This window comes from Propionibacterium sp., assembly GCF_047719395.1.
GTDB lineage: Bacteria > Actinomycetota > Actinomycetes > Propionibacteriales > Propionibacteriaceae > Propionibacterium.
In genome coordinates this window covers 1-15,075 of record NZ_JBDNTB010000065.1, presented here as the reverse complement: position 1 = coordinate 15,075, position 15,075 = coordinate 1, and the positions used below count along the sequence as shown (strand labels likewise).

General features: G+C 66.5%; 15 protein-coding genes. 14 read left to right on the top strand and 1 reads right to left on the bottom strand.

Annotated features, from left to right (window positions below; translation table 11 throughout):
* Positions 1 to 175: 175 nt before the first annotated feature.
* Genes ABF648_RS10635 through ABF648_RS10625 form a run of 3 tightly spaced genes read left to right on the top strand, consistent with a single transcriptional unit; the run spans position 176 to position 3,385 of the window.
* Positions 176 to 496 (top strand): DUF6112 family protein, encoded by a 321-nt coding sequence (locus ABF648_RS10635; RefSeq protein ID WP_062820561.1) that lies wholly within the window; start codon positions 176 to 178, stop codon positions 494 to 496.
* A 31-nt stretch (positions 497 to 527) separates the two neighbouring features.
* The gene (locus ABF648_RS10630; protein ID WP_415632241.1) at positions 528 to 1,928 is read left to right on the top strand and encodes a conjugal transfer protein TrbL; all 1,401 of its coding nucleotides are present in this window, start codon (positions 528 to 530) and stop codon (positions 1,926 to 1,928) included.
* On the top strand, positions 1,925 to 3,385 hold the full coding sequence (locus ABF648_RS10625) for an SCO6880 family protein (RefSeq protein ID WP_062820559.1): 1,461 nt from the start codon (positions 1,925 to 1,927) through the stop codon (positions 3,383 to 3,385). Before ABF648_RS10630 ends, ABF648_RS10625 begins: the two co-directional genes overlap by 4 nt.
* Positions 3,386 to 3,399: 14 nt before the next feature.
* On the opposite strand, the gene ABF648_RS10620 is transcribed toward ABF648_RS10625, so the two are convergent.
* Positions 3,400 to 3,924 (bottom strand): hypothetical protein, encoded by a 525-nt coding sequence (locus tag ABF648_RS10620; protein ID WP_025402374.1) that lies wholly within the window; start codon positions 3,922 to 3,924, stop codon positions 3,400 to 3,402.
* A gap of 108 nt (positions 3,925 to 4,032) precedes the next feature.
* On the opposite strand from ABF648_RS10620, the gene ABF648_RS10615 reads away from it, so the two are divergent.
* The 11 genes from ABF648_RS10615 to ABF648_RS10565 all read left to right on the top strand — a co-directional run bounded on the left by ABF648_RS10615 (position 4,033) and on the right by ABF648_RS10565 (position 15,044).
* Positions 4,033 to 4,812, top strand: coding sequence for a hypothetical protein (locus ABF648_RS10615; protein WP_025402373.1), 780 nt, complete (start codon positions 4,033 to 4,035; stop codon positions 4,810 to 4,812).
* Complete coding sequence (locus ABF648_RS10610) at positions 4,809 to 6,299, top strand: VirB4 family type IV secretion system protein (protein WP_025402372.1); 1,491 nt, start codon at positions 4,809 to 4,811, stop codon at positions 6,297 to 6,299. The genes ABF648_RS10615 and ABF648_RS10610 overlap by 4 nt, the downstream gene beginning before the upstream one ends.
* A gap of 166 nt (positions 6,300 to 6,465) precedes the next feature.
* Positions 6,466 to 6,831, top strand: a complete 366-nt coding sequence (gene cmtR, locus ABF648_RS10605) for a Cd(II)/Pb(II)-sensing metalloregulatory transcriptional regulator CmtR (protein WP_062820558.1) — start codon at positions 6,466 to 6,468, stop codon at positions 6,829 to 6,831.
* Positions 6,828 to 8,798 carry a heavy metal translocating P-type ATPase gene (locus tag ABF648_RS10600; protein ID WP_025402370.1) on the top strand — a complete coding sequence of 657 codons (1,971 nt, stop codon included), beginning with the start codon at positions 6,828 to 6,830 and terminating at the stop codon, positions 8,796 to 8,798. The genes cmtR and ABF648_RS10600 overlap by 4 nt, the downstream gene beginning before the upstream one ends.
* A 170-nt stretch (positions 8,799 to 8,968) precedes the next feature.
* Positions 8,969 to 9,148 carry a hypothetical protein gene (locus ABF648_RS10595; RefSeq protein WP_224209226.1) on the top strand — a complete coding sequence of 60 codons (180 nt, stop codon included), beginning with the start codon at positions 8,969 to 8,971 and terminating at the stop codon, positions 9,146 to 9,148.
* 345 nt (positions 9,149 to 9,493) lie between these two features.
* On the top strand, positions 9,494 to 10,024 hold the full coding sequence (locus ABF648_RS10590; protein WP_052337635.1) for a hypothetical protein: 531 nt from the start codon (positions 9,494 to 9,496) through the stop codon (positions 10,022 to 10,024).
* Positions 10,021 to 11,802, top strand: coding sequence for a type IV secretory system conjugative DNA transfer family protein (locus ABF648_RS10585; protein WP_062820557.1), 1,782 nt, complete (start codon positions 10,021 to 10,023; stop codon positions 11,800 to 11,802). Before ABF648_RS10590 ends, ABF648_RS10585 begins: the two co-directional genes overlap by 4 nt.
* 89 nt (positions 11,803 to 11,891) lie before the next feature.
* Positions 11,892 to 12,350, top strand: coding sequence for a single-stranded DNA-binding protein (locus tag ABF648_RS10580; protein ID WP_025402367.1), 459 nt, complete (start codon positions 11,892 to 11,894; stop codon positions 12,348 to 12,350).
* 19 nt (positions 12,351 to 12,369) lie between these two features.
* Complete coding sequence (locus ABF648_RS10575; protein ID WP_025402366.1) at positions 12,370 to 12,951, top strand: hypothetical protein; 582 nt, start codon at positions 12,370 to 12,372, stop codon at positions 12,949 to 12,951.
* A gap of 5 nt (positions 12,952 to 12,956) precedes the next feature.
* Positions 12,957 to 13,157 (top strand): hypothetical protein, encoded by a 201-nt coding sequence (locus ABF648_RS10570; protein ID WP_025402365.1) that lies wholly within the window; start codon positions 12,957 to 12,959, stop codon positions 13,155 to 13,157.
* Between the two features lie 144 nt (positions 13,158 to 13,301).
* On the top strand, positions 13,302 to 15,044 hold the full coding sequence (locus ABF648_RS10565) for a recombinase family protein (protein ID WP_415632240.1): 1,743 nt from the start codon (positions 13,302 to 13,304) through the stop codon (positions 15,042 to 15,044).
* Positions 15,045 to 15,075 lie beyond the last annotated feature (31 nt).

Here is a 15,075-nt window from a genome sequence, read left to right as displayed (position 1 = left end):
TAAAATCGTCAGAACCCGGCAGGCGTAGATCTCTTGCCCCCCCCCCCCCCCTCCCGGCTCAAGCGGGCGGGGGGCGGGCGTTCTGCTGTTTGACTGGGCGTGGTGGTGCACCTGCTGGTCGACCGCAATTCCTCTGCCACCCCACGCGGGGTGGCCGACCATCCTGGAGTTCCCCATGATCGACCTCGCATCCGCCCTGCTACAACTGCCCGTACTGGTGCCGTTGGACATCAACATCAGCCCCAACGACTCCGGACTGCCCGGCATCTCCCAGCTGCGCACCATCGTCGGCGCCGTCATGACCATCGGGCTCATCCTGTCCGTCCTCGCGCTCATCATCTCCGCGATCGTGTGGGGCTTCGGCGCCAACTCGTCCAACCCGCACCTGGCAGGGCGCGGCAAGATCGGCGTCCTCGTCTCCTGCGGCGCGGCCGTGATCTGCGGCGCCGCCGTCACGCTCATCAACTTCTTCTGGAACGTCGGCCAACAGGTCTAACCCCATCCACTCACATCTTGGGAGGTTTGTGATGGGTGTCTGCGATGTTCCCGTCATCTCATCGGTCTGCGACGCCGCCGGAGAAGCCGCCGCCACCCTCGTCTCAGCCCCGTTCGACTGGCTCGCCTCCACCATGGGCCAGGCCGCCGGATGGCTCATCGAGGCCATGTGGAAAGTCTTCGACTCCACCACCCTCGTCGACGTCACCGCAGACGGCTACCTGGACGTGTACAACCTGCTCTTCGGCATCGGCGTACTCATCGTCCTGCTCTTCTTCTGCTTCCAACTCATCCTCGGCCTCGTCCGCCGCGAACCCTCCGCACTCTCCAGGGCAGCCCTCGGCGCGGGCAAAGCCGTCCTCGGGTCGTTCCTCGTCATCACGCTGACCGCTACAGCCTTGGAGATCGTCGATCAACTGTGCATCGGCGTCGTCCAAGCGGCGGGCGAGACCACCGGGACGATGGGTGACAAGATCGCGCTGCTCACCGCGGGCCTCACCGCGATCAACATCAGTGCTCCAGGCGTTGGCGCGATCGTGACGATCTTCCTCGCCGGACTCATGATCTGCGCGGTCGCCATCGTCTGGTTCAGTCTCCTGATCCGCAAGGCCCTGCTGTTGGTGGCGATCGTCCTGGCACCGGTCGCCTTCGCCGGGGCCGCCTGGGATGTCACCCGCTCCTGGATCGGGAAATGGGCGGCGTTCGTGGTGGCATTGATCGTCTCCAAGCTCGTCCTCGTCGTCGTGTTCCTCATCGCCATCACCCAGGTCGCCACTCCCATCGAGGCGGACCTGTCGGCGGTGACCGAACCGATCTCGGGGATCGCGCTGCTGTTCATCGCCGCGTTCGCCCCCTACATGGTCTACCGGTTCATCTCCTTCCTCGGCTTCGACCTTTACCACGCGATGGGCACCGAGCAGGAAGCCAAGAACGCCCTCAACCAGCCCATCCCCGTCCCCTCCAATCCGAAATCGGACGGGGTGAAGAAGATCCTCGACGGCGGCGACAGCGAAGGCCCGGGTGGTGGTTCCGCGCCGCGCACCGGTAGTTCACCACCCACGGCAACGGCACCCGCACCAGGGTCGACCGCGGCCACCACCGAGACCGCTGGGGCTGGAGGGGGCGCCGCTGCTGCTGCGGGGCCTGCCGCCGCCGTCATTGTCGCCGCCGAGGTCGTCAAAGACGCCGCCGAAGCAGGTCCCAAGCTCGGCCACGAAGTCGGTGGCCAAGCCGAGTCCGCGACCGACGCCGCCGACCAGGCAGGAAGCCCCACGCCACCCGAACAAGGCAACTCAAGTGCGCCACCGCTGTCGACACCGCAGCCGAACCCGCCATCGAGCGACCCCGCACCACCACCAAGCCCTCCACCCGCCAAGCCGAAGCCGCCTGCTGATCCGCTCGCACCCCAGCCACCCAAGGAGTACCCGTCATGACGTCAAGCAATGCTCCCGGCACGGAGCTGGTGCCGGTGAAGTTCTCCCGGCTGACCCGCCGCGGCATCCTCCTTGGCCTGTCCGCCTCACAGCTCGTGACACTGGGCGTCGGGGTGGTGTCCCTCGTGTGGGCGTTCTACGCAGGCGGCGGCATCCTCATCGCCATCACCGCACCCATCTGGGTTTTGGCCGCAGCCCTCACCTGGATACCCCTGGCCGGGCGCCCGATCGTCGAATGGGTGCCCGTGGGATTCTGGTGGATCTGGAAGAACACTGGCGGCCAGCTGCTCTACCGCCGCCGCATCGTCAAACCACGTCCCGCGGGCACCCTCGCGCTACCCGGGGACGCCGCACGGCTGCGCGAATACCGCGACTCCAGCACCGGGGCGGGAATGATCCACGACCCTTCTGCCGCCACGCTTACCGCCGTCATCTCCGTGACGCACCCGGCATTTGTGTTGCTGGACCCCGGTGAGCAGGAACGACGCATTACCTCCTGGAGCCGGGTGCTGGCCACCGTATGCCGCTCCGGGCGAGTAGCCATGCTCCAAGTCCTGGAACGCACCCTGCCGGACTCAGGCACGGGCCTTGCCGAATGGTGGTCCACCCACGGCACCCATGACTCATCGTGGGCATCCACCACTTACAGTGAGTTGATCGACAGGGCGGGGCCCGCAGGCGAACGCCACGCCACCACCTTGTCGCTGTCCCTGGATATGAAGGCCGCGGCCCGGCAGATCCGCACCGCAGGCGGCGGCATCCGAGGCGGTGCCGCTGTCCTCCGTCAAGAAATGAACACTCTCGTCGCCGCGCTACGTTCCGCCGACCTGGCACCGTCCGCGTGGCTGACCTGCGGGCAGATCGCCGTCATTCTGCGCTCCGCCTACGACCCCGCCGTCGCCGCCACCCTGGAACGACACGGGGAACTCGGCCAAAACCTCGCCACCGCAGGACCCGTCGCCGTCAACGAATCCTGGAACAGGCTCCGCACCGACTCCGCCCACCACGCCGTCCTCTGGATCAGTGAGTGGCCGCGCTCCATGGTCTACCCAGGATTCCTCGCACCCATCCTGCTCTCCACCGGCATCCAACGATCCTTCTCCCTCCTGTGCACCCCGATGCGCTCAGACCAGGCCGCCCGCGACATCCGCAAGAAGAAGACCGAGTACATCTCCGACGCCGCACAGCGCCAGAAAATCGGGCAAATCGAAGACGCCGCCCAGACCGCCGAATACCACGACGTCCTCCAGCAAGAAGCCGACCTCACCGCAGGCCACGGCGTCCTGCGCTACACCGGCCTCATCAGCGTCTCCGCCACCACCAACGACGACCTCGACGCAGCCGTCGCCGCCATCGAACAAGCCGCCATCCAAGCCTCCTGCGAGACACGGCTCCTCGTCGGCCAGCAAGCCCAAGCATTCACCGCCGCAGCACTGCCACTGTGCCGGATCGTGTAGTGCTGGGAGTGGTCCTACATGCGAAGGGTCGTAGGGGTCGTAATTGACTTGCCGGTGCCCAGCGCTACCGTCATGTAGACGCCGCTGATGTGCTCGTCGAGGGCATTCCTCGAAGCTGCGACCAGGCGATTGGCGAGGTCGGCGTCGACATACCAGCTTTCGTTCGTCCCCGCCTCAAGCCGGTGAGGCATCTGTGGTCCTATCAACTCGCCCTGCGGCATGAAGCGCATGGTGCCGCCTCGGGGGCACAACGTGATCGAGTCCACCGTCACTGGCGCACGGCCATGATTCGTGACCTGCACGCCGATGACCTCGGGGCCGTCGAATCCCTGCTCCCGGAGGTTCCCAACATTCCGGGCTGCTCCCGACTTCTCAACTGGGCCTGTTACGAGGCCGCCGCGGCCCTGCACGCCGTGGAGCAGCTTGGCCTTCGGGCGTCCAGCAGAGAGAAGCCACTGAGCCAGCTGCCATCCAAGAGACAACCCGGCAACGAGCAGCGAGATGCTCGCGATGACGAGCGCAATAGCTTCCGATCCCACGGTTCAAGCCTACGGATGGGCACCGACATCTAGCGTACGGATGGGGACCGACGTCTTGACGGGTCCAGTGGCGCACCTGTCTCCCACACGACCATGAGGGAGGCTGTCATGCCCACGTTCTATGATCCCGGCGCGGACGCCGGGGAAGCATCCGAGGCACTACGCGGGCTCGCACACGCCACCCGCACCATTGAGCATCCGCAGGACATGTACTCGGTGCTCGGTGATCTGCTGTCGGGGGTGAGGTCGCTGCGGCAGGTTCTCGACCAGCTTGCGTCGGCTCACGCCAGCAACCGGGAACTCGCATTCGACGACTACGGCGACCACGCGTCCGGATCGGCCGATGCTCTGGCCGCCGCGGACGAACTCCACCAGACCGCGACGTTGATCGACCAAGCAGAAGACCGGCTCAACGTCGCCTTGTCGGCAGCCGGGCGAATCGCCTGGCACACCGAACCCTCCACCGAACAGGTACCCGTCCGACGCTGGATCTCCGTCGTGTTCCTCCAAGGCTCGGAGGCCGACGAGGTGCTCGACATGATCGACCGCAACGGCCCCGACACCGCCATAGAGCATTTGAGGAATTGGGACTACGGGGACGAGACGACCGATGCGGCAATGGAGAACGGCCACGTCTACGACCTCCCACCCGCAGGTGTGCTCGACCGTGAAGTCCGCGATGGGGACTATCAGATGACCTACAACCACTCTTTCGGCCACGTCGGCCTCTACCGCCTTCACACCATCGAACCGGGCGACGTTCTCGACGACGAACCCACTCGTGCGGCCATGGCTCATGCTGAAGCGATGAGGGCGGTGCCCGACGGGTCCTGGTTCGAGCATCCGGGTGTCGCCGCGGTCAAGCAGTCGCGGGGGTTGGGACTGTGACCGCTCGCGAACCTGAGACCCTGCACACGGCGGTGCTTGTCGCCCCGGCGAAGGAACGGCGCCGCCTGCGGAAGCAGCGTCGTCAGGCTGCGGCCCGGCTCCAGGCCGAGCAGCGCGCCACCGAACGTGAGGCGGCCCGTGCGAAGGCCGAAGCGGAGCGCGCCGAGCGGAAGGCCACCACGTACCTGCCTGCCGCCGGTGATCCCGGACCCGCCCAGCTGCGTTCACCCGGACGGTTTCGGCTCCCGCGCCATCAGGACACCTCCGCCACCCTGGCCGGGGCCTACCCGTTCCTCGCCGAGGGCGGACTGGGCTCCGATGGGGTCTTCGTTGGGCAGGACCTCTACTCGGGCGGCAGCTTCGTGTACGACCCGTGGGTGCTCTACGCCCGCGGCATCATCACCGCCCCCAACCTGGTCCTCGCTGGCATCGTCGGCTCCGGGAAATCCTCACTGGCCAAGAGCCTCTACACCCGCTCACTCCCGTTCGGACGGCGCGTGTACGTGCCCGGAGACCCGAAAGGTGAACACACCGCCGTCGCCGAGGCCGTTGGCGGCCGGGCGATCGTCCTCGGACACGGCATGTCGACTCGGCTCAACCCGTTGGACGAGGGATACCGGCCCTCCGGGATGGATGATGTCGAGTGGGCGTCCACCATCGCGTCCCGCCGCCGTGATCTCATCGGGGCGCTGGCCGAAACCGTACTCACCAGACCCCTGTCTCCGTTGGAGCACACCGCGATCGACACCGCCCTGACGGAGACGGCGCACGGTAATGATGTGCCGATCCTGCCCATGGTCGTCGATCACATCCTCACCCCCAGTAGGTCGGCAGACCCGGATGGGCGGCTCGCCGAGGACGGGCGCCTCGTCGGCCACGCCCTGCGCCGATTGGTCGCAGGTGACCTGGCAGGGCTGTTCGACGGCCCCTCGACCGTCACGTTCGACCCGACCCTGCCGATGATCTCCCTCGACCTGTCCCGCGTCGCTGAGAACTCGACGTTGATCTCCGTGTTGATGACATGCTCCAGCGCGTGGATGGAGTCCGCCCTCCTGGACCCAGCCGGTGGGCAGCGGTGGTGCATCTACGACGAGGCCTGGCGACTCATGTCCCACCCCGCCCTCTTGAAACGGATGGATGCGCACTGGCGGCTCGCCCGCCACTACGGCATCGCCAACATGCTGATCTTCCACAAACTCACCGACCTGGAAAACGTCGGCGACCAAGGCTCCGCCATGCGATCCCTCGCCAACAGCCTCCTAGCGAACGCGGAGACCAGGATCATCTACCGCCAAGAATCCGACCAGCTCGGCACCACCGCCCGCACCCTCGGACTCACCGGCACCGAACAGAAGCTCCTACCCGGGCTGGGCGTCGGCCAAGGCCTGTGGCGCATCAAAGACCGCTCCTTCGTCTGCCAGCACCAACTCCACCCCGACGAACTCGCACTCTTCGACACCACCACCCGCATGACCAGCAAAGTTTAAGAGTTCGTCGAAATACTGGAGCTTTTCGCGGGAACTTGAGCACCCAATACCCTGCTTGCGCTATCTCGTACTCAAAGCTCGCGGAACCCGACGATGGCGGAGGCGCATGCGCTCTCGTGAGGTTCGACAGTTGCCGACTGTTCAGTGATTGCTGTACGGTCAGTGTATGCTGACTATTGCTTCGCGCCTCGACGTCATGAACCGGCTCGGCCGGGCCATGGCGGACCCGACTCGTTCCCGGATCTTGATGACGCTGCTGGACGGTCCCAACTATCCGGCCGTGCTGTCGCGTGAGCTGGAGCTGACTCGCTCGAACGTCTCGAACCATCTGACCTGCCTGCGTGACTGCGGGATCGTGGTCGCTGAGCCGGAGGGTCGGCAGACCCGTTACGAGATCGCGGACCCGCATCTGGCCGCGGCGCTCACCGCGCTTGTGGATGTGACGCTGGCGGTCGACGAGAGCGCGCCGTGCATTGACCCGACCTGCTCGGTCCCGGGCTGCTGCGACAAGCGCGAGGAGGCCGGGGCATGAGCGCGGCATGCGGCTGCGAGCACGACGCTCCCAACGCTGCCGAGGAGCGCGAGGAAGCCGAGCGCCCTTGGTGGCGCGACCCCGCGATCCTCGTCCCGATCATGTCGGGAGTCTTCTTCCTCGCTGGGCTTATTACGGAGTGGACGGCTGGCGAGAGCGCCGCTGCCGAGGTGACGGCGCTGGTGCTTTTCTGGGTCGGCCTGTTGCTGGGTGCGTGGACGTTCGCTCCCGGGGCGCTGCGGGGCCTGTTCACGAAGGGCAAGCTGGGCATCTCCCTGCTGATGACGATCAGCGCCGTCGGCGCTGTGATCCTCGGCTACGTCGAGGAAGCGGCCGCGCTCGCGTTCCTCTACTCCATCGCCGAGGCGCTGGAGGACAAGGCGATGGACCGCGCCCGCTCGGGGCTGCGCGCACTGCTGAAGCTCGTGCCCGAGACGGCCACCGTGATGCGGGGCGGCACCGCCGTTGAGGTCCCCGCCCGGGAAGTAAAGGTCGGCGACGTCCTGCGGATCCGCCCCGGTGAGCGGGTCGCCACCGATGGCACCGTGTCGTCGGGCCGCAGCAGCCTCGACACCTCGGCCATCACCGGCGAGTCGATCCCGGTGGACGTCGCCGTAGGTGATCAGGTCGCTGCCGGGTCGATCAACGCCTCCGGCGCGCTGGAGATCACCGCGACCGCCGACGGTGCGGACAACTCCCTGACGACCCTGGTGGGACTGGTCGAGCAGGCGCAGCAGGACCGAGGCCAGCGGGCCCGCCTCGCCGATCGGATCGCCCGGCCCCTGGTGCCCGGCGTGATGGTCCTCGCCGTGCTGGTCGGCATGCTCGGCTCGCTGCTCAGCGGCGACCCTCAGACGTGGATCACCCGTGCCCTGGTCGTGCTTGTGGCCGCCTCGCCGTGCGCGCTGGCGATCGCCGTTCCCGTGACGGTGGTCTCTGCGATCGGCGCGGCCAGCCGGTTTGGCGTGATCATCAAGAGCGGGGCCGCGTTCGAGCGTCTGGGCTCTCTGCGCAGGATCGCGGTCGACAAGACCGGCACCCTGACCCGTAATGAGCCCGCGGTCACCGACGTCGCCACAGTCGCCGGGGTCACCCGCGAGGACATGCTTGGCTGGGCCGCGGCGCTGGAGCAGCAAAGCACGCATCCGCTTGCCACCGCCATCACCGAGGCGGCGTCGAGTGTGCCCGACGCGGCCGGAGTGGTTGAGGAGCCCGGCCACGGCGTGACCGGGCAAGTGGACGGCCACGAGATCACAGTAGGCAGCCCGCGATGGATCGCTCCCGGCGTGCTGGCCGACCGGGTCTCGGCGATGGAGGCCGAGGGGCAGACCTGCGTCATGGTCGCCCGCGACGGCGACCTGGTGGGCGCGATCGGCGTCCGCGACGAGCTGCGGCCCGAAGCGCCTGAGGCCGTCGCCGCGCTTCGTGAGCAGGGCGTCGAGGTCGTCATGCTCACCGGGGATAACGTTCGCACCGCCAACGCCCTGGCGAAGATCGCTGGCATCGCCGACGTGCGGGCCGAGCTGCGCCCAGAGGACAAGGCCTCAGAGGTCAAGGCATCGGTCACGCAGCGGCCGACCGGCATGATCGGCGACGGCATCAACGACGCCCCGGCCCTGGCCTCGGCCACGGTCGGGATCGCGATGGGCGCGACCGGGTCCGACGCCGCGATCGAGTCCGCCGACGTCGCCTTCACCGGCCACGACCTGCGCCTCATCCCGCAGGCGCTGCAGCAAGCCCGCCGCGGCCGGGCGATCATGAACCAGAACATCGTGCTGTCGCTCGCGATCATCACCGTGCTGCTGCCTCTCGCGATCACCGGGGTGCTGGGCCTGGCCGCCGTCGTGCTCGTGCATGAGGTCGCCGAGGTCGTCGTCATCGCCAACGGCCTGCGCGCAGCCCGCGCCGAGAAGGTCGCGCTGGCTGCACCCGCGGAGTCGCACTCCGCGTCGCTGGCGAGGGTTTGATCCCACATCATCACGAACAACGATCTAGAGAGGAAACTTCGGCTTGAAGATCACGATCCAGTCCTTCGAGGGCTGTCCGAACCGGGAACTGCTCGACCAGCGGCTCGCGGAGACACTGCGTGGCCGCCGCGACGTGACGGTCATCCATCAGAACATTGAGACTCCCGAGGATGCCGTTCGTTGGCTTCCATGGCTCCCCGACGGTCCTGATCGGTGGGATCGACCCGTTCGCCGATGTCAGCACGGTTGTCGGTCTCGCCTGCCGGTTCTACCGGACTCCCGACGGTCCAGCCGAGGTCCCGACCATCGAGCAGCTGCGCGACGCGATCCAGCGCGCATCCCGGGTGTAGGTCCAGGCGAATCCGAGGTGAGCCCCGGCAACAGTCATCGCTAGCGCGTACTCGTCGACGAGCTTCTGCTCGAAGTCCTCCGCATCTTGGGCGCTGCGCAGCACCTCGTCAACAGTGCCGACCCCGTTCGGCTACTCACCGCGTGAGAGCCCCCAACAAACAACGAACAACCAACACGGCCAAAAACGAAAGACATCTGCATGACACCACAGGACTTGAGCTGTCGTCCTGACACGGAGAACCTTGCACCACGTGGGAAGTAGATCCCTCGGCCAGCCGGGGCGTCAGAACAAACTTGAGTGGATGGAGATTTGAGCCGAGGGGTATCCGGTGCACCTGTTGGACATGAGCATTCACCACAGCCACTCCGTCAACCCCGACGAGACGCCAGTCAGTCTGCCGCTGGCCGTCATCACGGTCGATTCCTACGGTGTCCTCACCGTCACCCTGGACGGCGCCGACTACCCGCAGCCCTCGCCAACCGCGCCGTGGACGAAGGCGCGGTTCGGCGAACTCCTCGACGTCCTCACCGCAGACCGCACACGAACCATCCGGGTCGAGATTCACGAGTCCGACGGCAGCACATTCACTGACATCATTCATGCCGTCCGCACCCCACGCCCCGACCCAATCGACGGACCACCGACGCCTCGTCGGGCCCGTCACCGCCACACACCAGAAACCGCTGAGGTGGCCGGAGCCGGATTCCAGCCGGGCGAAGAGGTCACGGTCGCCCTCGTCCGGAGCACCGTTGAAGCCACTGCGGCGGGGACCGTCCGCGTGACACTAGATCTCAGGGAACTACCCTCGGGCGGCGCGGACATTCTGCTGGTTGGCATCACCTCGGCGCGGGTCGTGACGCGGCGGGTGCCATGAGCACGCAGCGCCAGTCCGGCTCGATGGGTGACGAGCTGACGAACATCCTCATGGTCGGGCTCGCGGCCCTCTTCGGACTCATCCTCGCCATCCGCGGCGCAGGCTCCGTCGCTGCATTCGTGACCGGCGCCGACCAGCCACAAGCAGGCATCACCGGTGGCCTGGCTGTCCTGTTCAATCCCGGCGATCCAGCGGGCGCGCTCCACGCCGACGGGCTCAACCCCATCGCCTACTGGACCACCCTGACACTCATGCTCGGCTTCCTCGGAGCCGCAGGAGCCTGGGGGTGGATGAAGTGGCGACGTCACTCCCGCGCGGTCGACGTGGACCCACACCGGCTGGCCGGGACCGCCACCAGCCACGAAGTCACCACAGCAGCATCGGCGAAAGCACTGGTCCACCGCGCCAGGACACTCCGCCCGTCCCTGGTCGAGCCAGAACCTCGCGATGTGGGGTTCTTGCTCGGGCAGTCGAAGGGAAAGCAGGTGTGGGCCAGCGTTGAGGACTCCATCCTCCTCATCGGCCCGCCTCGATCCGGCAAGGGCTTACACATTGTTATCCCGGCGATCCTCGACGCGCCCGGTGCCGTGGTCACCACCAGCACTCGGCCCGACAATCTCACCGTCACACTCCGCGCGCGACAGAAGGTCGGGCCCGTCGCCGTATTCGACCCCCAGCACCTCGCCGAAGGCGTCCCCGCTGGATTGCGCTGGTCACCGATCCGCGGCTGCGATGACCCGCTCACGGCCATGATCCGCGCCACCGGGCTCGCGACCGCGACCGGCCTCGCTGACGGCGGGGTGGATGGTGGCGGGTTCTGGGAAGGCAAGACCCGCGTCGCCCTCCAAGCACTCCTGCATGCCGCCGCGTTGGATCACCGCACACCCGCCGAGCTGTTCCGTTGGACCCTTGACCCGTCTGCCGCGGCCGACGCCGTCGCGATCCTCACCGGTTCGCCCCACGCAGCAACCGGCTGGGCCGAATCCCTGGAAGCCATGATCGACGCCGACCCCCGCACCCGCGACTCCATCTGGCAAGGCGTCTCCCTGGCGCTGGCAGCACTGGCTGACCCCCGCGTCCTCGACGCGGTCAGCCCCGGGCCCGGTGAGCAGTTCGACCCCGAAGCCTTCATCCGCAACAAGGGCACCCTCTACCTACTGGCCACCGGAGCCGGGGCAGGCAATAGTGCCGCCCTCGTTGCCGCGTTCGTGGAAGACCTCGTCGAAACCGCCCGGCGGATGGCCGCCCGGAACCCGGGCGCACGGCTCGACCCACCACTCCTGCTCGCACTGGACGAGATCGGCAACCTCGCACCCCTCCCATCCCTGCCGACTCTGATGGCGGAAGGCGGCGGCACCGGGATCACGACCATGCCCGTCCTCCAGTCCTTGGCCCAAGCCAGGGACAAGTGGAGCGAGAACCAGGCCGGAGCCATCTGGGACGCCAGCATCGTCAAGATCATCCTCGGCGGTGCCTCCAACAGTCGAGACCTTCAAGACCTCGCCACCCTCATCGGTGAACGTGACGAGTACACCGATTCCATCACCCTCGGCGACCACGGCACCCGATCAAACCAGCGCTCCGTACGCCGGGTGCCGATCCTGCCACCCGACCGCATCCGCACCCTCCCATTCGGCACCGGAGTCATCCTCCTGCGCTCCACACCACCGATCATCACCGACCTGAAGCCCTGGCCGAAGCGCGGCGACGCCACGCATCTCACGCGAGACCGCGCGGGCATCGAAGCCCTCCTGCAACGGCCGCCCAGCGCCGAGTAGTTGAACGCTGGGAAGCCGCGTGCACCTGCCTGGCACAGCGGTCCTGATCGATGGGGCCGCCCCAATCTGAAGGGCAGGAGGACAGTCCCATGGCTATCCGTACCCAGCAGTCCATCTCTGGTTTCATCGCCACCGACCCGCAGCTGACGATGACCGATCGCGGGGAAGCCCGCTTCTACGCGAGGTTCGGTCAGGAGAACTTCCACCGCGAGGAGGACGGCTCGTTCACAAAGTTGGAGCCGAGCTTCCACAACCTCGTCATGTACCGGGCTACCGCCGAACGCGCTTTCGAGCGGTTCACCAAGGGCGACAGCTTCGTCGCAGAGGGATACGCCCACGAGTACTCCTACGAACGGGACGGTCAGAGCCTGTCGGGTGAAGAGTTCGTGGCCAAGAAGATCGGCCACGACACCGCCCGCACCCGCTACGAGGTCGATCGTGCTCCCCGCAAGGTCGCCGCCCAGGAGACCGTGCAGCGTGAGCAGGAGCGTGCGTTCGACCCTCCAGTCTCGCGGCCGACCACCAATACGCCGATGCTCGGCCGCTGAACAAGGACAGGAGCGCACCATGACTACTCACACCCCAGGCATCGACGACGAGCCCGACTACGACGACACGCAAAACCTGGTCGCCGAGCCTCCGCACCCGATCAACTGGAATCTGCTGACGGCTGACGATCTGGAACAGGAACTGCTGGAACTGAACCGGTGGGTCGACTGGCTGCGCCACACCTATGGCCTCCCGGCCTCCGTCGTCCCGCCCTACTGGCACCGCCACCCCGAACTGCTCTGGGAACTCTCCGCCCTCCACCTGCACTGGCTGTGCGCCTACGACCCCGATCAGAACGGCTCCGCACCGCTGGGCTGGCACCGCGACTTCGCCGACGCCCGCCAGCGCCTCCGCGACTGGGTCACCTCCTCCGGCACCAGGCTGGATCGCGACCGGCCGACCCGGCAAACGACCTGGCCCGGCGAAGCGTCTGCCGAACACGCCCTGGAGACCGTGATCACTGATCGGGATGCAGACTTCGTCCAGTACGTTCTCGACCAAGTTGAGGCACGCCAGCAGGCCGAAGACGCCTTCTACGCCAGCATCGACGAAAACACCGGAGAGATCCACGACCGCTCCGAGAGTCCCCAAGGTGAGTGAGCCTGATGGTTCGCTCCTACAAACGCACGACGGACCGGCCGGACGCCAACCGACCGGTCCGCGTGCGCTACCTCAAACGCGACCAGATCGACGCCGAGAAGGTCGCCGAAGTCCTCATCCGCATCGCCCTGCGTGCCGCAGGCAATGGCACCACAACCGGCAACGCCGGAAGCTACCTTCGTGACCTTCTCACGTCAGGCCGGTAAACTGGCCCCCAAAGCACAACGAACCGGCGTCGTTGGCACCAGACTCTTAAGCCCCGCAATCGGGGTGTTCTTCCTATTTACTGACGTGACCGCCATCCGGCGCCCCACAAGACCCTAACCAGGGTCCAGTGAAAGGCGGTCACCATGACACTCGCACCCCTACCCTCTGGCCTCGACATGGGCGAGCTGCATAAGCTCGCCGCCACAGCCGCCCAGATCCAGCGCACCTCGACCCCAGACAACGCTGATGGTCTGGTCCCTGCAATCAGTTACCTTCGGGTCTCCACCAAGGACCAGGCCACCCGAAACGGTCTTGAAGAGGGCCTGTCGATCCCCGCCCAGCGCGAGGCGGCTCAGCGAAAGGCTGACCAGCTTGGCGCCGTCATCGTCAAAGAGTTCATCGAACCCGGCGAGTCCGCCAAGACCGCGCAACGCCGCGCCCTCCAGGACATGCTCGACTACGTCACCGAGAACCCCGTCCAGTACTGCATCATCAACAAGGTCGACCGCCTGGCTCGCAACCGCCTCGACGACGCGATCATCCACGCGACACTCCGGGACGCGAACATCAGCCTGGTCTCCGTGACGGAGAACATCGACGAGACGCCCTCAGGGATGCTCATGCACGGCATCCTCGCCTCCATGGCCGAGTTCTACTCACTGAACCTCGCTCAAGAAGTCCTCAAAGGAATGACCCAGAAAGCCAGCATGGGTGGCACTCCTGCCAAAGCACCCCTCGGGTACCTGAACGTACGCACCACCGACGCGAAAGGCCACGAGATCCGAGACGTCACCGTCGATCCCGAGCGGGCCGAACTCATCACGTTTGCCTTCACCGCCTACGCCACCGGCAACTGGACCCTCTCCTCCCTCGCCACCGAGCTGGAAGCCCGAGGACTCACCACCAGGCCGACGCCGTCCTTCCCGTCGAAGCCCGTGACGACGAAGGCACTGCACAAAATCCTCACCAACCCCTACTACCAAGGCAGCGTCACGTTCCGCGGCGTCACCTACGACGGCGCTCACGACCCTCTCGTCGACACCGAGACATGGCTACGCGTCCAGACCGAACTGGCCGCCAAGAACCAGCGCGGAGAGAAGCCCCGCACCCACGACCACTACCTCAAGGGAACGCTCTACTGCTCGTGCGGGGCGAAGATGATGATCGAATGCCCCACCGGCAAGTCCGGCATCACCTACGAGTACTTCACCTGCTCCGGACGCCGCAAGAAGAACGGTTGCACGCGATCCGCCATCCTCACCGACCGCATCGAGGACCGGATCGACTCCACCTACGGCGCCAACGGCCTCACCCCCGACGAGGCCGATCGTGTCCGCGAAGTCCTCGGAGCCGTCTTCGACCAGCTCGAAGCCACCACCGACCACGAACGTGCACTCCTGACCACCCAGAAGGAGAAACTCGACGCCGAGCGACTCAAGCTCGTCCAAGCCCACTACGCCGACGCCATCCCGCTCGACCTCCTCAAGTCCGAGCAGGAACGCATCCGCACCACTCACGACGCCATCGAACACCGGCTGGAGAACCTCGCCACCAGCTACGAGGACACCCGTGAGGGCCTCGACCAGCTCGCCGACATCCTCACCGATCTCGGCGACGTCTACACGCGATGCGAACCTGCTGAACGCCGCATCCTCAACCGAGCCCTCTTCGACAAGATCATCCTTGACGACGAGGAGACCGTCCGCTACCAGCCCGACCAGGCCGTCCAGGCAGCGTTGGACTGCGTCATCCCTGGTCACGCACCGATCGCCGAGGCCGAAGCATCCGACCCCGAAGACACTTCGAACCCTGCCCGCTTGTCTGCGGGGCAGGGTTCGAAAATGTCACTTTTGGTGGAGCTAAGGGTGTCTAGGTTCATGACATAGGTCACAGGTGATACGTCCCTGGTGTCTCGCG